General features: G+C 33.5%; 18 protein-coding genes. 10 read left to right on the top strand and 8 right to left on the bottom strand.

From position 1 onward, the window contains the following. The first annotated feature begins 601 nt into the window (after window positions 1-601). Entirely contained in the window at window positions 602-4,153 is a 3,552-nt protein-coding gene (locus ACWG42_RS13865; protein ID WP_455793156.1) for an InlB B-repeat-containing protein, read from the top strand. A gap of 298 nt (window positions 4,154-4,451) precedes the next feature. Here ACWG42_RS13865 and ACWG42_RS13870 read toward each other — a convergent pair whose 3' ends face one another. The 5 genes from ACWG42_RS13870 to ACWG42_RS13890 form a co-directional block, all read right to left on the bottom strand. Continuing rightward, window positions 4,452-4,772 carry a DUF3784 domain-containing protein gene (locus ACWG42_RS13870; protein WP_455793157.1) on the bottom strand — a complete coding sequence of 107 codons (321 nt, stop codon included), beginning with the start codon at window positions 4,770-4,772 and terminating at the stop codon, window positions 4,452-4,454. A 12-nt stretch (window positions 4,773-4,784) separates the two neighbouring features. After that, window positions 4,785-5,228, bottom strand: coding sequence for a hypothetical protein (locus ACWG42_RS13875; RefSeq protein WP_455793158.1), 444 nt, complete (start codon window positions 5,226-5,228; stop codon window positions 4,785-4,787). Window positions 5,229-5,230: 2 nt separating this feature from the next. Beyond that, a complete protein-coding gene (locus tag ACWG42_RS13880; protein ID WP_455793159.1) occupies window positions 5,231-5,428 on the bottom strand; it encodes a helix-turn-helix transcriptional regulator in 198 nt (65 codons plus the stop codon). A 276-nt stretch (window positions 5,429-5,704) separates the two neighbouring features. Further along, window positions 5,705-8,032 (bottom strand): diguanylate cyclase, encoded by a 2,328-nt coding sequence (locus ACWG42_RS13885; RefSeq protein WP_455793160.1) that lies wholly within the window; start codon window positions 8,030-8,032, stop codon window positions 5,705-5,707. 277 nt (window positions 8,033-8,309) lie between these two features. After that, the gene (locus ACWG42_RS13890; protein WP_455793161.1) at window positions 8,310-9,104 is read right to left on the bottom strand and encodes a glycosyltransferase; all 795 of its coding nucleotides are present in this window, start codon (window positions 9,102-9,104) and stop codon (window positions 8,310-8,312) included. A gap of 149 nt (window positions 9,105-9,253) precedes the next feature. On the opposite strand from ACWG42_RS13890, the gene ACWG42_RS13895 reads away from it, so the two are divergent. Both ACWG42_RS13895 and ACWG42_RS13900 read left to right on the top strand, forming a co-directional pair. Further along, window positions 9,254-9,943 (top strand): response regulator transcription factor, encoded by a 690-nt coding sequence (locus ACWG42_RS13895; protein WP_455793162.1) that lies wholly within the window; start codon window positions 9,254-9,256, stop codon window positions 9,941-9,943. Continuing rightward, window positions 9,936-11,267, top strand: coding sequence for a histidine kinase dimerization/phospho-acceptor domain-containing protein (locus tag ACWG42_RS13900; RefSeq protein WP_455793163.1), 1,332 nt, complete (start codon window positions 9,936-9,938; stop codon window positions 11,265-11,267). Before ACWG42_RS13895 ends, ACWG42_RS13900 begins: the two co-directional genes overlap by 8 nt. A gap of 70 nt (window positions 11,268-11,337) precedes the next feature. On the opposite strand, the gene ACWG42_RS13905 is transcribed toward ACWG42_RS13900, so the two are convergent. Beyond that, window positions 11,338-12,111: an HAD family hydrolase gene (locus ACWG42_RS13905; protein ID WP_455793164.1), complete on the bottom strand. Its 774-nt coding sequence runs from the start codon at window positions 12,109-12,111 to the stop codon at window positions 11,338-11,340. 136 nt (window positions 12,112-12,247) lie between these two features. On the opposite strand from ACWG42_RS13905, the gene glmU reads away from it, so the two are divergent. From glmU to ACWG42_RS13925, 4 genes are all read left to right on the top strand, one after another. After that, complete coding sequence (gene glmU, locus ACWG42_RS13910; protein ID WP_455793165.1) at window positions 12,248-13,603, top strand: bifunctional UDP-N-acetylglucosamine diphosphorylase/glucosamine-1-phosphate N-acetyltransferase GlmU; 1,356 nt, start codon at window positions 12,248-12,250, stop codon at window positions 13,601-13,603. Window positions 13,604-13,627: 24 nt separating this feature from the next. Next, window positions 13,628-14,584, top strand: coding sequence for a ribose-phosphate diphosphokinase (locus ACWG42_RS13915; protein WP_455793166.1), 957 nt, complete (start codon window positions 13,628-13,630; stop codon window positions 14,582-14,584). A gap of 30 nt (window positions 14,585-14,614) precedes the next feature. Next, window positions 14,615-14,977: a DUF1622 domain-containing protein gene (locus ACWG42_RS13920; protein WP_455793167.1), complete on the top strand. Its 363-nt coding sequence runs from the start codon at window positions 14,615-14,617 to the stop codon at window positions 14,975-14,977. A gap of 246 nt (window positions 14,978-15,223) precedes the next feature. Next, window positions 15,224-15,352 (top strand): hypothetical protein, encoded by a 129-nt coding sequence (locus ACWG42_RS13925; RefSeq protein WP_455793168.1) that lies wholly within the window; start codon window positions 15,224-15,226, stop codon window positions 15,350-15,352. Window positions 15,353-15,672: 320 nt separating this feature from the next. Here the strand turns inward: ACWG42_RS13925 and ACWG42_RS13930 are convergent, their stop codons facing one another. Further along, window positions 15,673-16,452, bottom strand: a complete 780-nt coding sequence (locus ACWG42_RS13930) for a hypothetical protein (protein WP_455793169.1) — start codon at window positions 16,450-16,452, stop codon at window positions 15,673-15,675. Window positions 16,453-16,551: 99 nt separating this feature from the next. Then, window positions 16,552-16,956, bottom strand: coding sequence for a hypothetical protein (locus ACWG42_RS13935; RefSeq protein ID WP_455793170.1), 405 nt, complete (start codon window positions 16,954-16,956; stop codon window positions 16,552-16,554). 101 nt (window positions 16,957-17,057) lie between these two features. Between ACWG42_RS13935 and ACWG42_RS13940 the strand changes: the two genes are divergently transcribed. From ACWG42_RS13940 to mnmE, 3 genes are all read left to right on the top strand, one after another. Next, window positions 17,058-17,822: a polysaccharide deacetylase family protein gene (locus ACWG42_RS13940; RefSeq protein ID WP_455793171.1), complete on the top strand. Its 765-nt coding sequence runs from the start codon at window positions 17,058-17,060 to the stop codon at window positions 17,820-17,822. A gap of 34 nt (window positions 17,823-17,856) precedes the next feature. Next, a complete protein-coding gene (locus tag ACWG42_RS13945) occupies window positions 17,857-18,603 on the top strand; it encodes a DUF2087 domain-containing protein (RefSeq protein ID WP_455793172.1) in 747 nt (248 codons plus the stop codon). Between the two features lie 95 nt (window positions 18,604-18,698). After that, the gene (mnmE, locus tag ACWG42_RS13950) at window positions 18,699-20,030 is read left to right on the top strand and encodes a tRNA uridine-5-carboxymethylaminomethyl(34) synthesis GTPase MnmE (protein ID WP_455793173.1); all 1,332 of its coding nucleotides are present in this window, start codon (window positions 18,699-18,701) and stop codon (window positions 20,028-20,030) included. The last annotated feature ends 129 nt before the right edge of the window (window positions 20,031-20,159 follow it).

Raw genomic sequence — 20,159 nt, forward strand, 5'->3', positions numbered from 1 at the left:
AGCAAGTTCTTTTTTAGCGAAAACAGAAGAGTCTTTAATCAAAAAAATCACCTATAGATAGTATACTATATCTACAGGCGAAATTTAATCTTTCGGAATGTCCTTCAGGACATCTTTTTTATAAATATTTAGTTCTTACTTATAAGAGGTATGTTTATGACAATCTTGAACTTAAATCAATTTATTTTCCGATATAGTCACATAGGGGTATATTCATTGTTGGAAATTCTATTGAAAGGGGTTTCTGAAAGAGGGCGAGCTTGCAAAAAAGCAAGTAATTTTATGTAAAAACATGTTATAATTTATATAGTAATTTGTAAAAGTATAGCTATCTAGATAGCTATATTTCCTTGTAATCTGTCATGTTTTATTCTTTTTTTTCGCCATTTATAAACAAAATCTTTTTTATGGCATAGTCTCAAAATCTATAGATTTATGAACGGAGGCGTGTATGAAAAAGGGATTTAATGGTATGTATGTAAGCGTTGGTAGATATAATCATCATGAAAATGATAAATAATCTTGGCACAAAATGAAATTTGTTCTGTGACATTTTTTTGCATACATATTGCTGATTTTTAGTAAAAAAGGAGAAGGTAAGATGAAAAGAAAAAACAATCATAAAAATGACCTATTAAACAAGATACGCAAAATTATGTTAGTGTTGTTACTAACATGTAGCGTATTTCAAATTCATGAGAATGTTGTTGATGCGGCTGGTGAGGAGAATGTTGTTACAACAGGAGCTGATCAAGAAGTAGATACTACACAAGAAGAAAACCTCATTCAAGAAGAGAGTGATGTTGAAGAAGTAAAAGAAAGCGAACGATCAGTAGAAGAGCAAACACCTCGTACTGATATAAAAGAGCAAACAAGCGATATATCTTCCATAGGAGAACAGCCCAAAGCAGTAGCAAGTGGAAATGCAACGCGCAGTGCAACAGATGTGTTATCTAATTGGGAATATTTGTTAAATGGAGATTTATATATTCTTACAAAATACATTGGGAGTAATTTAGATATTGTAATTCCATCTCTTATTGATGGTAAAAAGGTAGCTATCGATATTAGTTCAGATTCGAGTAAATATCAGAGCTTTTTCCCTTCAACTACGACATCTATTACTATTGAGGATACAGGAAGCAAAGTCACTTTGGTTCAGAACACTTTAACGAGCGTTTTCAGAGCAAAAAGTGCATTAACTACGCTTAATTTAAGTAATTTAGATACATCCAATATTATAAACATGAGCAATGCTATTACTTTAAATGGAAAATTAGAATTTGTTGATGTGACGGGATGGGACACAAGCAATGTAACTTCTATGTCAGGAATGTTCCAACAAAATAAATCATTAAAGCAGATAAAAGGCATGCGTTTTAATACAAGCAAAGTAGAAAAGATGGAAGATATGTTCCATGACGATGTATTGTTAACATCGATAGATGTATCAAGCTTTAATACTTCGTCCGTAAAAAATACAGCAAGGATGTTTTCTAACTGTGTTTCCTTACGAACATTAGATGTTTCAGGATTTGATACAACGAATGTTACTGCATTTTCAGAAATGTTTTATAACTGTGAAAATTTAGAAATCATCGATGTAAGTAATTTTAATACGGGTAATGCTATAAGTATGAATAGCATGTTTTTGAATTGTAAGAAAGTCAAAGCATTGGATGTCACAAATTTTAATACATTAAAAGTAAATCAAATAGATAAAATGTTCGCTGGGTGTGAATCACTTGTAGACCTAGATGTGTCTGGCTTTACTACAGCACCAGAGCCTGCAGAAGCTTTAAATAGGGTAAGAACTATAAGTGATATGTTTAATGGTTGTAAGTCATTAAAGAAAATCGATTTAAGCAGCTTCAATTCAACAGCGATTCTCTTTATGGCACAAGCATTTGTCAATTGTTCTTCGGTTCAAGTGTTTGATTTAGAAGATTTTAATACTCCAAATTTACAAACTTCGAGTCTTGGTATCAAAGATGTGTTTACCATTGCAGATCCTACTATTAGTGAGCCAGTTCCAACGATTATCATTAGTAAAGCGTCACAGTTATCAGGTTTTGACCAGACAATCACTGGAAGAACATATGGAGGACCACTGTATAATGCCAATGGAGGAAAATTTGCTACTGATGAAGAAGAAGTTCGTTATTTTGATCATTTTGTTTTTGCGAATAGAGACGAATTTTCGGTAACAAAGAAAACTATTGCTGATAAATTTACGCCAAATAAACAGGATTCAACGTTTACTGGATGGTATACGGATGAAGAATGTACAACACCATTTGTAGCAGATACAACAGGTGTTGATTTAACTACTGATGAGTATATGAATTTGACTTTATATGCTGGATGGGCAAAAACAATAACTTTTGATTCACGAGGTGGAAATAATGTTGATTCAGTAGAAGTACAAGAAGGAGATTTGATAACTAAACCTAGTGATCCAACGAAAGCCGGTGTATCCTTCGTTGGTTGGTATACAGATAGTGCGCTTACTACAAAGTGGAATTTTGATACTGACACAGTAATTGACAATATTACACTATATGCAGCATGGGGGTATGATGTAACATTTGTAGCAAATAATGGAACAGCGGACTCTAAAGTAGTCGTTAAAGAAAAGTCTCCTGTTGATAAACCTACAGACCCAAGTAGAACTGGTTATACTTTTAAGGGATGGTACAAAGAATCAAACTTTACAACTCCTTGGGATTTTACCAATGATATTATTACCGCAAATACAAAGATATACGCAAGATGGAAGATCAATGAGTATACAGTGACCTTTGCTAATACTGCATTAGATAGTACAACAGCAGAACATGGTAGCGTAGTTACAAAACCAGAAGATCCAAACAAAACAGGATATACGTTTATAGGGTGGTATAAAGAACCAACATATAATACAACATGGGATTTCACTAATGATAAGATTACTCAAAATACAACTATCTACGCCAAATGGGAGATCAATAAGTATGCTGTAACCTTTGATGAAATAGGAATCCCTGGTCAATCAATTGATTATGGTAATAAAGTTCTAAAGCCAACAGATCCAAGTAAAACAGGTTATACATTTGGAGGTTGGTTCAAAGAATCAACATTCGTGACACGTTGGGATTTTGATAATGATACTGTTATTAGACCTATAACGTTGTATGCTAAATGGAACATTAATAAATATACAGTGACCTTTGCAAATACAACATTAGATAGCGCAACTGTAGAACATGGTAGTGTGATTACAAAACCAACTAATCCAACTAAAAAAGGATATACATTTAAAGGCTGGTATCAAAATGAGAATTATACGATCGAATGGGATTTTGATAACCAACAAATCATTCAAAATACAACCATTTATGCAAAATGGGAGAACATTACTTCCAAAGTTTTCTTTGATGCTAAAAATGGAGAAGAAACAATGCAACAAAAAGAAATTGTTTATGATCAAGTCTATGGAGCGCTACCAACACCTTCGAATGGAACGCTTATCTTTGGTGGCTGGTATACACAACCATATGGAAAAGGAACACAAAAAAAAGATACTGATAAAGTGAATGTTGTAGAAGATGAAATATTATATGCTCATTGGTTAAAAGATTTCTACGATACAACGGATGGAAATCTTAGATTTGAAAATGCACAAGACAGTCGTTATGTTTTGCAAATTGATGCCAATGATAAAGAGTTTGTACAAGATAGTCAGAACTTGAAGAGTGTGTATGATATTTATTTGTTGTTAGATAATGATCGTGTAAATATAAAAAACACGGAGATTTGGGTAAGTATCAAATTAAAAGAAAATGAACGAAATTATACTAATTACAAAGTTGTTTATATAAATGAACTAGGTGAAAAAGTAGAAGAGTTCATACCTATGTTATCTGAAGAAAAAGATGTTTTAATGTTTAAAGTGACACATTTAAGCTACTATGCAGTATATGCTTGGAATGCCGAAGAAGTACCTACAATTACTCCTCCTAACAAAGATTCATCAAGTGACAATAGCACAAAAGATGTTGTAACAGGAGTAGAAAAAGACAACACGCATATGTATGTAGTTATGATTGTTATATCTCTATCATTTGTTTGTGTAATTGCTTTGAGGAAAAAGAAGAGTAAAATACATAATTAAAAATTTTATTTGTTATAATAAATTTAGATAAAATACCGATTTTCGTTTAAACACTAGATTTATAAGTAAAACATTGGCTTTAAGAGTTAAGTTTACCACTTATGAAAGAGTTTAAATATGATGCTATGAATAAAAACGCATGATAAATAATAAAAAAGCATACATAGTATGTAACTCACTGAATAGAGATACACAGCCTATGCTTTTTCTTCGTTGAATTAGTAGCCAATGCCTCAATCATCAATATGTATTGCGGATTATCTAGGAAAGGCTTTTTCCTTTTTTTAGAAGTAAACGTTCATGGCTTTCTCCAACATATTGTATGAACTAAAATTGCCACAACTGCTATTGTAGCAAATAATCCCCACGGAATAATCCAAGATATAGCTGGAGGCATTTCAAAACGATAAAATGTTGCTACTCCTAGAATTATGGCTATAACACTTGAACCGCATCCAACAACACGACAAAGTCTTTTCGTATTATATTTTTGCTGGTTCTCCTTTGGTAACATATTGTATCCAGCAATCAAAAAGCTGGCTTTTCCCAGTAATAAAATAATTGATATTATGACAAGTATAACAACAATGATGAAAGGTACCCAAATTGGTGTGTTCATTTTCATACCTCCTTATTCGTCAATTTCGTGATTAGCATTATATTTTGTTTTCAGCTTATAGGCAATAAATGTTGATAATAACATTGCCCCATAAATCACGCCTAGAGCACTTTCTGAAATTTTTCCATTTACAATTATTTTGGCATATTCAAATATAAAATCATACATGCAGGCAATTATAGCCAACAGACCGAACAAACCTGAAAAATATATGAAACGCTTTTGCTTTCTTTCTGTCAAAGGATATATATCGTAACAGATAAACTCGATGATACATAATACCACAACGAAAAGGATAATAGTCAGTTCCGACCATTTGCCTTCTGTCCACTGTATTCCACAAGAATACAACAGTGCATTGATTAATAGTAGCCCTATAAGAGAAAATAATCCATGCTTGAAAATATTTCCTCTTTTTAATAGTTGAAGTTCATCCAAATGTCCTGATTTTTTCATGATCAATCCTCCCAAAACAATTCATCTAAGGTTTTATCTAAGACTTTACATATGTCGACACAAAGTTTTATAGACGGATAGTAATCTCCTTTTTCAATAGCGTTCATTGTTTGTCTGCTTACTCCTATTGCTTCCGCTAAATCTTTTTGTGTCATATCAAGAGCTGCTCGTGCAGACTTTAACTTTAAATTTTTTCCCACGATACGTTCTCTTTTCCTCCTTACATAATCTTTACTATATTAATTTTATTCCTACATTAAGACTAGCATAAAGCACACAAAAAAGTCAAGTTTACTTGACAATAATTAAAGATAGTTTTACATATAATATTTATTTTTATCATAATATATATGAGTATAAACTATAATCGATGGAAGAAAATAAAAAAGCAAAGCAGAGATAAGGGGGAGGACTCTGCTTTGCCAATTCCGATTGTAATGCTACTCTTTCAAAGGTACGAAAGAGATAGCATACAGTTATTTTTGTAGCTTTTGTTTTTGTCTATACTTGATCACAAAAGATGATAATACATCAGCTGTCAATTTGAAGGACTCTACCCTTCGAGTTGTCCAAGAACGGTTTTCTCTACATTCATCAAATCCGACATAGCCGACAAACTCGCCTTCATCAAGCATTGCACATTGCAACATGGAACGTATTCCTTGTGGTTGGAGTATATTGTAAAGATCTGGATGGAGATTTTTTATGTCTTCACAATAAAACATACCCTCTTCATTGAAGTTTGTTAAATAATCACCCAAATCATCTACATATGCAATCTTTTGTAGTTTATCAATCTGTTTTGAAACACCCTCATTACACCATTCAAATGTATTAGAACAATACTTGCGATCTTGCGAACTTTCAAATATATATACACGACTTACATCAAAGGAATGTCCAATAATTTCTAATAAACGAGAAATTGTAGATCCTATATCCTTTGCCCCGTAAAGTGTACGGAATGCATATTGTGCTAGTCCTTCATCCACAACCTTATGTTCATCGGATACAATGCTATCATTTACAGCGCTGAATATAGATTCTTCATAATCGTATACTTGTGTTTCATCATAGAAAGATGCTCCGTTACGTCCTTTATGCTTTTGGTGATACAATGCTTGATCCGCATGTTTGTACAGTGTGTAGAAATCAATTGCATCACGTGGCGCAATTGTCACACCAATACTACATGTAATTGGTGCGGCCCCAAGATCAGGAATAATCATACGGATAGCTTCAAGAAGTTGTTCCACTTTCATCTTAGCGCTTTGTTCATCTTTTACCTCAGGAAGGTATACTAAATATTCATCTCCACCAATACGCCCGACAATATCGCTTGAACGTGTATGGTTTTTTAATACTGCAGAAACATCAGAGAGAACAGAATCCCCACACAAATGTCCATAGGTATCATTCACAGCTTTGAACTGATCAATATCCAAAATCATAAGTGCTTGATAACATCGCAGTCCTTTTGTTTGCATCTTTTGTTCTGCTAAAGCTTGTACTGCTGCTTTGTTGTACAAGCCTGTTAATGCGTCACGTTGTGCTTGATCAAGAAGAAGTTGTTTTTGTTTCTTTTCTTCATCGATATCCACAATAACACCAACTGCTTTGATAGGTCGATTGTCAGGTGTGAACTGTGTAGTAGCACGTATACGACACCATATATAATTCCCTTGCTTATTGCGTATACGGAATTCTGTTTCAGAATAAGGTACACCAGCAGAAGTATTTTTCATAATATCAACAAATGCAGATATATCATCAGAATGGATGTTTGTAGACCCAGGTATCCTTTCACTAATGTTCTGTTCGATTGCAGTATATCCAAACTTTTTGAACCAATTAGTAGAGAACGTAAGTGTATCTTTTCGTATATCCCATTCAAAAATAATATCCGTTGCTTGATCCATTATGACTTGATGTCGCTCTAAAGAAAGACGCAATTCCTCTTCCTGTTGTTTTCGTTGTTCGATTTCTATTAACAAACAATAAAAGCATGGACCTATGCTAGAGTCTTTCACAAGACATCCCTTATCTAAAACCCAAATAGGTTCTCTATCTTTACATAATACGCGGTATTCCAATTCCATTTTCGTACCATGTTTGAGCTGTTCCTTCATGCTTGCTTTCATCCCTTTGCGATCAGCAGGATGAACCATATTCATAAATTTATTATCAAAGAGAGTTTCTATTTCCTCTTTGGTATATCCAAACATGGTTAGAAAAGCATCACTCATGGAAATAAGTGTGATATCTTCATCGTCCTTGCATTGATGAATACCACCAGGGATATTTACTATCAAATCTGCTAGTTGTTGATTGCGATCATGTAAAGCTTGACGTAAATATTTATTATCTTCACGGTCTTCTTGCTTAACGAAATAGTTTCCATCCCCTTGATTATTATCTGGATGAGAAGAGTGTAAGTGTGTTACCTTTAACGTTCCATCCATATTCTCAACTACAAATGTTAAACGCAAATGTTCTGGTGCTATTTTACTATCTTGTGCGATTGCGTATACATTTCCATACACAACACAAACATTGTCATCTAAAAATGTAATATCTAGGTCGGTGTTTTTGATTTCAAAACATCCACTATATTCTTCTTTATCTTTTAAAAGGGAGCGCATAGACTCTTCAAAAGAATTTGAAAACTCATCCTGTCCAGTGCCAATCCATGAAATATCATTTCGCATATATTCTGATAAATGTTCAACATCCCTTGTTTCAAAATATATTTTTAGTAAGCGCTGTGTAAAATCTATGATTGATTTTTTGTTCCATGCGTCCATGTAGTACTCCCTCCGATTTGAAAATACCAGTCAGTGTTTCTATATCTTAATTGTATAACAATCCGCAATTTATTTCATTAGATTTTATGAATTCTTATAAATATTGTAAAAAAGAAAATGAAATAAATATAATGCATTATGTGGATATGAGTAAAAAGAGAAATAATGTAATCGCAAGTTATTGCATAAACTACATACATATCTATTCTGTTATATAAAAAAAAGAATCTTGATTACTCGCGCTACAAGACTCTGTTATTTGTATTTTATAGGTTGCTTAAAATGTTGATTCTTTTACTTTTTCTTGTCGAGTTGAAGCATGGAAACAACAGTATCTAGAATGCATAGCTTCAAGAATGGCATAAATACAAAGCGTTAGTAATACTGAGATATATGCGCTGTATTCAAACTCAAGTTGATAGTGAAGAATTAAAATAGACGGGATAAAGAATAAGGTAGTCAATAAAGAACAAAAGAGAATATATATGAATCGTCTCTCATATTTTATATTCAACGAAGATAACAATTTTTGGAATTGAGTATTTTTCTTTTCCTCCATATTTGTATATGGCAACCAAAGTATGTTTTTATGATCATGATTCAAATAGCTTTTGAATCCATCAAAATCCTGTTGTGCAATATATTCCATAATAATATCAGCGTCTATAATTCTTAAATGCTTTTGTTTTTTAGAAGAAGCATTCTTTGCTTTTAGGAATCCACCAATATCGCTAGCATGTTTTTCTTCCTTAACTTCATAGAGTTTACTTATCATGTAGGTCGGATGATAAATGTCCATAATAACAATATCATCTCCTTGTGCATGTTGCATACCAATATACAAAGCTTCCATGACGCTAAGGTTATGGCTTGTAGAGATATAATGACAATGAAAGTCTTTTTCTGTTAGGTTTCGTAAAATAGAAAGCGTCGCATCATGAGAACCGTTATCTATAAAAATGCATTCATAATTAACTGTTAATTGTTTTAAATCTCTAATCACATGTTGATAGAAAACATTCAATCCATGTTGATCATTATATAATGGTACAACGATACTTAACAATTTCATCTCTTAGACCTCACTTTACTTCGTATTATCCCACCCTCTATAGAAAAAGACTACGAAAGAAATCTTAATGTATCTTAATTATCATGCATGCCTATAGTGAATCTATCGTTGAATATTGTATAATAGAATCAAGAAGAGAGGTCTAATGTATGGCACAGAGAATAATGATTGCGGATGATAGTCCAGAAATTCGCGAAGTAGTAAATGTATTACTGAGCAATGAAGGCTATGAAATCGTAGAGGCTGAAAACGGAAATGAGGCACTTGCTTGTATAGATGGTATCGATTTATTCATTTTGGATATCATGATGCCAGAGATGGATGGTTACAGAGCATGTAGGGCAATACGCGAGAAAAGTAACGCTCCTATCTTGTTTTTAACTGCGAAGACATTAGATGGAGATAAGGCATTGGGGTTTTCTTGTGGTGGAGATGATTATTTGGTGAAGCCATTCTCCTATAATGAACTAATATCTCGAGTAAAAGCTTTGTTGAGAAGATATTGTGTATATAAGGGAAAAGAAGGAACACATGATTCTAAAATTGTGGAAAAATATAATTTGATGGTGAATCTTGAAAATAATCAGGTACATGTAGATGGAGAACGTGTTGCGTTAACAGAAATAGAGTATCGTATTTTAATGTTGTTGTTATGTGAGCCTAAAAGGGTGTTTTCAAATCAAGAATTATATGAAATCATATGGGAAAGTCCATACTTGTATACTGCAAACAATACCATTATGGTACATATGCGAAACTTACGTAAGAAGCTTCATGTAGACCCTCAGAATCCAATGTATATCAAGACGGTATGGGGAAAGGGGTATCGTTTTGAATAGGAAGATGAGGATTTCAAGATTATCTTTAAAATTAATAGGAATTGTAATTGTGGCTGCATGTGTTTCGGTACTTGTATTTTGGATGTTGTTTTTCAATCGTTACCGTATGTTCTATATGTTCAATGATAAGAGTGCAATAGAAAAACAAACGAGTGAACAAATCAAAACGTTACAAAGTAATATAACTGAAAAAAATATATCAAAAGAAGATAGTAAAAATATTCAAAAAGAAATGCATAAATTCAAAGGGTTAACGATGTTTTTATATGATGGGGAAGCAGACGTTGACCGCGAGTATTTGATAAGTAATCTAGAGAATAAGGCATATATACAAACATCAAGTTTTATGGTTCGCTTATATGAACCACTTTCAAAACAATACGATTTACACTTCTATGATGGAACGTATACATTATATGTAGATTCTTATCAAGGGGTTGTCTTTATGATTCGTTATTTGATAATTATTTGTGTATTCGCTGTATTGTTGTTTATAAGTATCATTATGATATATGTTCATCGTAAGATGCGTTATGTTTTAGAAATAAGCGAGGAGATGAAATTGATTGAGAATGGTGATTATCATCATACCATCATGTATAAGGGAAGTGATGAAATAACTGATCTTGCAAAACAGTTGAATCATCTTCGTAGTGCTCTTTATGAAAATATGAGTAAAGAGGAAGATGCTCGTAAAGCAAATGAAGAATTAGTAACCGCAATGTCCCATGATTTACGCACTCCACTTACCTCTTTGATTGGGTATTTGGATATCGTCGATTTAAAGATATATAAAACGGATGAAGAAAAGGATAAATATATTCATAAAAGCAAAGAAAAAGCTGCACAAATTAAGGGGATGTCAGATCGTTTGTTCAATCATTTCTTGGTATATGCACAAAATGATGATGTAGATTTATCTACATTTACACAAGATGACATTAAAGGTTTGTTAGGTTTATTCTGTGATGATTTAAAAGAGCGTCATATAAAAGTATATGAAGCCTTTGACAAACAACCATTTCAAATACGTGCGGATCATAAGTTAATGAATCGTATCTATGATAATTTACTTTCTAATATTTGTAAGTATGCAGAAAAAGATATGGTGGTTGTAAGTTTATCAGTGCACCAAGGTTTAGTTACGATTAAGGTAAAGAATAAAAAGAAAAAAGATGCGACAAAAGAAGAAAGTACACATATTGGACTTAAGAGCATTACCAAGATGATGAAAGAAATGGGTGGGAATGTAAGCATTGATGAAGATATGGATTGTTTTAGTATAGAACTCATATTTCCTTGTAGAGAAATTCATAAAGCGTAGGGTATCTTTCAATAGATGCCCTTTTTCTTGGACATAAAAAACAGTAAGGAAAAATCCTTACTGTTTAGGGTTATATAAGTTCACATTTTGTCATTGCGTGAAGAATTCCATCATGCAATACATCATCTGTAATAAAATCGGCGATTTCTTTTATAGGTTCACAACTATTTCCCATAGCTATACCAATGCTTGCATTTTTAATCATATCATAATCATTTAAGCTATCTCCAACCGCAATATATTCTTTCATATTGAAATGTTCTAGCACAAACTGGATACCTAAGAATTTATTGTGTCCTTTTAAAACGACATCAGAGTAATTTGATTGTCCTGGAATAAACGTAAGATCTTCAATGTCTTGATAATCTTTATAGTCGTATCCAAAAGGACCATAAGCAATCATCATGATGACAGGACTACCATCGTATGGAATAACGGGTGGAATAACTTCGTTAAAGAAGTTTGCGGAGGTGATAACATTTTCATCAGCCTCTCTGGTAAGACGATTGATTTCTCCAATAATAAATAGAGGAGAATTTAATTCGTTAGCTTTGGCAATACATGCTTCTACTGCACGAGGTGGAATTGGCACAAGATGAATGTTTTTCTGTTCATGGTCATAGATTGCCTGCCCGTTGTTGCACAAGTAAATGTCCCAGTCAATGAGCTCGTGAAACCCTGCCTCCATTAAGGATATTAAAGATCTTCCTGTAGAGATGCATAAGATATGTCCAGCTTCTCTCAGGCGTTTTAGAGTGTCTTGTGTAGACGTTGGTACTGTATGAGTGGTACTATCTACCAGCGTACCATCTATATCAAAAAATATAAGTTTTCTACTATTCATGTAGTTCATCCTTTCTCAGTTACGTTTATCATAGCATAAAGTAAGGAATTTTAACTAGCATTTATGGAATAAAAAATAGGAACACCTTTTATTTATCGCGAAATTTTGGTAAAATATAAGGCGGAGGTATGTTTTTATGAAATCTGCGATAGTTTTGGCAGCTGGTAAAGGAACAAGAATGAAATCTTCTCTCAATAAAGTAATGCATCCAGTAATGAATAAACCCATGATTGGACACATTATTTCAAGTTTGAGAAAGTGCGATGTAGATCGTATCGTTGTTGTTGTTGGACATGGAGCTGAAAGTGTAAAAGAATATCTAGGTGATGGAGTGGAATATGCGCTTCAGGAACCTCAATTAGGAACTGGACATGCAGTTATGCAAGCTCAGAGTTTGGCAGATGTAGAAGGCGATACCATTGTATTGTGTGGGGATGGACCACTCATTCAACCAGAAACAATACAGGCAGCGTTTGATGCGAATAAAGGCTATGCTTGTACAGTCTTGACTTCTGTGCTTGAAGATGGAGCACGTTATGGAAGAATTGTACGTGGTACAAATGGCAATGTATGCAAGATTGTAGAGGCAAAAGATTGTAGTGAAGAAGAATTAGAAATTAAGGAAATCAACACAGGAATTTTCTGTTTCAATAACAAAGGGTTATTTGAAGGCTTAAAAGAAATTAAAAATGAAAATGCTCAAAATGAGTATTATCTAACAGATTTAGTAGAAATATTTAATAAAAAAGGCGAATCTGTAAATGCTATGATTGTGGATGATCCAGATGAAACAATGGGTGTGAATGATCGTGTAGATTTATCAAAAGCAGCAACGTGGTTAAAACGTTATGTTAACAACAAACATATGGTAAATGGAGTTACTATTGTAGATCCTGAGAACACATATATTGATGTTGATGTTGTGATTGGTGAAGACACAATTATTTATCCAAACGTTCATATTCAAGGTGAATCTGTAATCGGAAAGAATACAGAAATTCTTCCGAATTCGTTCTTGCGTAATGCGATTATTGGTGATCATGTAGTCATTGATAGTAGTAAAATCGTAGAGAGTAAAGTTGGTTCACATACTACGGTAGGACCTATGTCACATCTTCGTAATCATACTGAGATTGCACAGGATTGCCGTATTGGAAATTTTGTTGAGTTTAAGAATTCCTACTTTGGGGAAGGTAGTAAATGTGCACATCTTACGTACATTGGAGATTCTGACTTTGGTAAGAAGATCAATGTTGGTTGTGGAGTCGTTACCGTAAATTATGATGGTAAGAATAAATTCCGCACCACTGTAAAAGATGGAGCATTTATTGGAAGTAACTGTAATTTGATTGCGCCAGTAACCGTTGGCGAAAATGTATTATTGGCAGCGGGTTCAACAATTACAGACTCTGTTGACGATGGAGATATGGCAATCGCTAGATCTCGTCAGTCAATCAAAAAAGGCTTTGGAACCACATACAAGAACAAATAGGAAAGGTACAGGGATTGTAGGAGAATGGAAAAGAAGACAGTAGTATTTGCATTAACATCAAGTGTAGAATTAGCAAATGAAATCGTAGCAGAATTAGGAATACCTTTAGGACAATGTGATGTAAAACATTTCTCTGATGGTGAAATCATGGTAGAACTTGGAGAATCTGTACGTGGAAAGAATGTATATATCATTCAATCTACTTGTGCTCCAGTTTCTAGCAACATTATGGAAGTGTTGATTGCCATTGATGCATGCAAACGTGCAAGTGCAGGACACATTTCTGTTGTAATGCCATATTTTGGATATGCAAGACAAGATCGCAAAGCAAAAGCAAGACAACCTATTACTTCGAAATTAGTAGCAGACTTGTTAGAAAAAGCTGGAGCTAACCGTGTAATTACAATGGAGCTTCATGCAACTCAGATTCAGGGATTCTTCAATATTCCTGCAGATGATATTTCAGCAATTACAATCATCGGAAGATATTTCAAAGAAAAGGACTTAGATGATATCGTTGTTGTATCTCCAGACCATGGTGGAACAACACGTGCTAGAAAGTTAGCAGAAATTTTACATGCGCCATTAGCAATCATTGATAAACGTCGTCCAAAACCAAATGTAGCAGAAGCTATGAACATCATTGGGGATGTAAATGGTAAGGTTGCGGTTGTAATTGATGACATCGTAGATACAGCAGGAACTTTAACTGCAGGTATTAAGATGTTAAAAGACAAAGGGGCAACTGCTGTCTATGCTTCATGTATTCATGGAGTATTATCAGGCCCTGCTATTGAACGTTTAAAATCATGTGAACTTGATGGATTTGTTTGTACAAATACGATTGCACAAGATGATAAAGCTGCACAATATCCTGAGATGACTGTTTTATCTGTTGGACCAATCCTTGGAGAAGTTATAAAAGCAATTGAAGAATCAAGACCAGTAAGTGAAATCGTTTCACGTTACGCAGAATCATAAAAACATAGAATACATATGTAAAGAAAGGAAATGATTATGCTTGAGCATTTCTTAGAACAAGTTTTGCCAGAGATCATTTCGATCTTGGAAATTATTGGAGTCATCGTTATTTTGATTGGCTCAACAAAAGCATTCTACCATTACGTCATCGCAAGTATAAAAGACGATGAACATCCTATTCGAATTGAATTAGCCAATGCATTAGCGTTAGGGTTAGAATTCAAAATGGGAGCTGAAATTTTAAAAACGGTATTGGTAAGAAACATAAGTGAAATCTATGTTTTAGGTGCTATTATTCTGCTGAGAGCATTGTTATCCTTGATGATACACTTTGAAATCAAAGCAGAAAAAGAGCATAACCATACATCGGATGCTTCACCAAATAACTACTAAAGACAACAGCCTTTGAGCTGTTGTCTTTTATTTAATAGGAAAGTTCTGTTTGTAAACAAACTACAAAATTACTAAAAATCTGCATTATGAAATAGAAAGCTAGATAGTTGTTAGATTACGTTATTTATTTTTCGAAAATATAGGACAAACAAGGTATATTTTAAGGGACGCATCAAAATATATCATATATAGAATTGCATCTTATTTGTACTATGTTATACTATGAAAAAGACAAGAAAGGTGCTCATGAAAACAGTGACGATGTCACAAAGATTCTACTATCAAGAACTTGAAAAAATCGCTAGGGAATGTGTTCGACAGGACATTGAAACGTATGCTTCAATTGTGTTGATCCAAGAAACACTAGTAAAATAGGAGAGGGGAAATATAGGAAAGCAAAGGGAAGGAGTATCCATATGAGTGCAAATTATGTAATTGCACGTAGGGGTATGGGATACAAAGATACAGTTACATAAGAAGATTATGATGGTACCATATTATGATGATTACTAGAAGATAATCACATTGTGATATGGATGAAATTACATAATGATTAAAAAAAGTCCATTATGAGGAAAACAGCGTATCACTTCGTATGTGTAAGTATAGGAAGAAGGCTATTCATAATCATAATGGATAATGAAAGAGCAAAAAATCCACTCATGTTGGAAGATGCAAATCTTTTCAATGATTCATTATGAATCACTTTCTTGTTCGAAGATGTGAGCAATAAAGTTTTTAGGACCCATAGCATATAATTGCTTTATTCCTTTTTTTCCAAGTTCCCGATAGATATCATCGAAATAGAACATTCCCGCAACAGCAGGAAATTGATCCCAAAGCTCACTTGAACGAATATGTTTTATAATTTTCTGTTGCATAGCGCGATTATCAATGGTCATAGCTTGTGTTAATAAACCAAAGGCTTTTTCTTTATGTGGTTCATATTTCTCAGTATAAAACTTATACAGTTCACAAGACTCATTCCAAGATAAATAGTGAGCTAAACCATTTATAAAAGCAGATGCATTTAAAATATGGGCATAATTCTCTCCTGATAAAGGGTACTGTTTCAAGATACAAAGTTTTGTAACTTCAAAGGTAATATGGTTCTTTAAAATATATACCATTTGAGATACAACGCGTGTATAATTCGCAACACAAATCAAATCTATAAGAATATAAGTTTCATCATTTCTTAGTACACGTGTGCTCATAGAATCACTTCCAACTACAGGAAGGATACATATAGTATCTAAATAACTTTCTTTATCTGAAAACAGCATATTCCATAAAGTCTGATTGAATACTGGAAAATCATTAACAATGCTAGAAAGCTTTGTATTTAGTTCTTCTACAATATCTTTACGTTTTATATCAGGCTTTTGATAATTGCGGATATCCTTATAAAAGGGTTCTTTTGATAATGGAGATTCTTGTAAATAAGCTTGAATGAAACTATCATCATAACGCATATTAATCACCTCATCCTTATTATAACAGAGTGTACCATGAAAAAAAGGAGTTTTGCACTCCTATTTTATGGCGTATACATAGTATGATTCGTTTATACCCTATGCATGCTTATGAAAGTTTTGTAAATTTATTGCGACAGCCGTATACAATGCAGGAAATAAAATGGAACTTAAGAAGGATATAATGTTTGTATCTTGTGAAGAAGTTAAGATAAAAGTATTGAGCGCAATGCAAATCATAATTGCAAAACCAACGTAAACACAATATTTTACCTTGTCCGTATTCGCATATCGAATCGCAAACACTCCCATAAAGATTTGTAATAGAATAAGCACTATTGCAGTACCCACGTATTGCCATATTGGTATCAACAATACATATTCTCCACTGCTAAGTTTCATTACAGAAGTAATTAATATAAGAGTTGAAATGCATCCAAAGACCATTTCTAAAATACCAACTCCCTTTAATAGTTTTTCAAATTTATTTGTATATGTATTCATTGTAAATCTCCTTTTCTCATTTAGAATAGCATATTACATTTACAAATACTAGGGTACATAAATCCAATAGAATAGGGAATGCTAGTTTTGGGAGTGATACAATGAGAAAAGAAGCATTTCGTGATGTCGTGATTTGTTGTGTAATATTCTTATTGTTTGTATTTGGCGCATCCTTATGGATACAGAAATTTCAACCATATGACAAGCAAAACACAACAACAGTAAGTGGAGAACAAGAAAAGGTTGTATATCTAACCTTTGATGATGGACCTAGTCAAAATACACAGGCTATATTGGATGTTTTAGATGCCTACAAGGTAAAAGCAACTTTCTTTGTGACTGGAGAGAATACAAGCTATCAAGACTTGATTTTCCAAGAGTTTAACAAAGGACATGCGATTGGTATTCATACCTATTCGCATAACTATAAAGAAATCTACGCAAGTGAAGAGGCGTATTTGAAAGATATGGAAAAAGTGAATACCCTAATTGAAAAACAAATTGGGCATAAAGTAAATATCTTTCGTTTTCCTGGAGGTGCTAGTAATACCGTTTCTCGCAAGTATTGTAATGGCATTATGAAGTCTTTATCGGATACACTATTGAAGAAAGGGTATCAGTACTATGATTGGAATGCGAGTAATGGAGATGGAAATAGTAGTCTAGATAGTGCAACACTCATATCTACTGCGATAAAAGAAATAGGAGAATTAGATGAAGTGATGTTGTTGATGCATGATGGTGCAGGCAATAGCGCAACAGTGAAGGCTCTACCAGCAATTATTGAACACTTAGTAAAAAAAGGTTATACATTTAAAGTTATCAATTATGAAACTCCTGTTTTTCATCATCATATCGCAAATTAAATAAAAAAATGTTATAATCAAAGTTGGTGATAACATGAAAAATGCAGGAAAACGATTAGAAGATATCAAAAACGGCTATACCCTTGACGAACACAATATATACCATTGTAACTTTTGTGATGCCTGTTTCGAAGATGGAGAAATATTTCCAATTGATGGACATTTTTATAGAGCACAAAAGGCTATGGAAATGCATATAAAGAAAGAACACAGTTCCGTATTTGCACAACTACTACAGTTGGATAAAAAGAGTTCTACAGTAACTGATGTACAAAAGAAATTGTTACAATATATGTACGAAGGTAAAAGTGATAAAGAAATTGCGGAACTTACAAATACGAGTCCTTCAACTGTGCGTCATCAACGCTTTGTATTCAAAGAAAAAGCAAAACAGATGCGCATGTATTTGGCATTATATGAATTGTCTTTGGAAGGTTCCTTTGATGATTTAATCGATGTACATGATGATGCACGTGGTGTTGATGAACGCTTTGTGGCAACGCTTGAAGAACAACAACAAGTATATGATACGATGTTTGTTTCACAAGACCCATTGCGTTTGAAACAAATTCCCGCAAAAGAAAAGAAAAAAATCATGGTGTTGAGAAGAATCTGTGAAGAACTTGAACCTCATCGTGTATATACAGAGAATGAACTCAATGAGTTCTTAAAAGGAATATATGAAGACCATGTAACACTTCGACGTTATTTGATTGAATATGCATTCTTACATAGAACACAGGATTGTACAAAGTATTCAATGGATGCTAACGCCATATAGAAACGCAAAAGCTTTTGTGTTTCTTTTTTTTACGCTTTTACAATAGCTAGGAAATTGGTATAATATAGCCATTGATTAAAGAAGAAGGTGAACTTATGCTACAAGATACAATTGCGGCTATATCAACAGCTGCTGTTGATGGGGCAATTTCGATTATACGATTAAGTGGTGATGATGCTATAAGAATCGCAAGTACAATCACTTCTGTTAAGGTTATGGATGCTACAAGCCATACCATTCATTATGGGTTCGTTATAGATCCTATCACCAAGGAAGAAGTAGACGAAGTTTTGATATCTGTATTTCGTGCACCTAAGACGTTCACCCGTGAAGATATCGTAGAAATCAATTGTCATGGAGGTCGTTTTATTACGAAGAAAATTTTACAAATTCTTCTATCACAGGGAGCAAGATTGGCAACTCCAGGTGAATTTAGTAGGCGTGCCTTTCTAAATGGTCGTATTGATTTGACGCAGGCGGAAGCTATCAATGATATGATTCAAGCGGATACAAATGAAAGTTCAAAATTAGCAATACAAGGAATTAAGGGAAGTGTAAAAAAACTATTAGAACCTTTGATTGAGAATATGTTGAATATGATTGCCAATATTGAAGTGAATATTGATTATCCTGAATATGATGATGTAGAACAAATTACAAGCGATATTCTTTTGCCAAAGGCAAAGGAGTGGCTAGATGAAATAGATCGAATATTAGCAAATGCACAAAGTGGACAAATTATAAAAGAAGGTATTAAAACAGCAATCGTTGGAAAACCAAATGTAGGGAAGAGTAGTTTGTTGAATGCTTTATTACAAGAGGAAAAAGCAATTGTAACCGATATTGCCGGAACTACAAGAGATATCGTAGAAGGAAGGATACACTTACAGGGACTTACTTTGAATTTGATTGATACTGCGGGTATTAGAGAAACAGAAGATACAGTAGAAAAAATTGGAATCAAAAGAAGTTTAAAGGCAATCGAAGAAGCACAACTAATCCTTGTGCTGTTGGATGAAAGTCAAGGATTGGATGAAGAGGATGAACAACTCCTAGCATTAACAAAAGATAAAACTAGAATCGTTGTATATAATAAAAAAGATTTATATTCGGATGGAGAAGGTATAAGAATCAGTGCTATTCAAAATGACATTCAAGAACTCGTTGATGAGATTCATAGGATGTTTGATAAGCATCAGATTGTTATTGAAGAACCTATTCTTGCGAATGAACGTCAAATATCTTTAATGATGAAATCTAAACAATCCATGATGCAGGCAATACAAGCTATGAAGGATGGTGTTGCGTTGGATTTGTTAGAAATTGATATTCAAGATGCATATACATCTCTAAAGGAAATTTTGGGAGAAGTACATCGAGAAGATTTATTAGATACTTTGTTTACCAATTTCTGTTTGGGAAAATAACGATAGAAAAGAGGCTGTAACGAAATAGACACATTTGGAAATTCAGATGATGCCTAGGAGGTTACGACCTCTTTTTTTCTTGTATATGAGTCATATAGGTTGAAATCAGCTCATTGAGCTTAAAAAAGG

Source organism: Amedibacillus sp. YH-ame10, assembly GCF_053848885.1.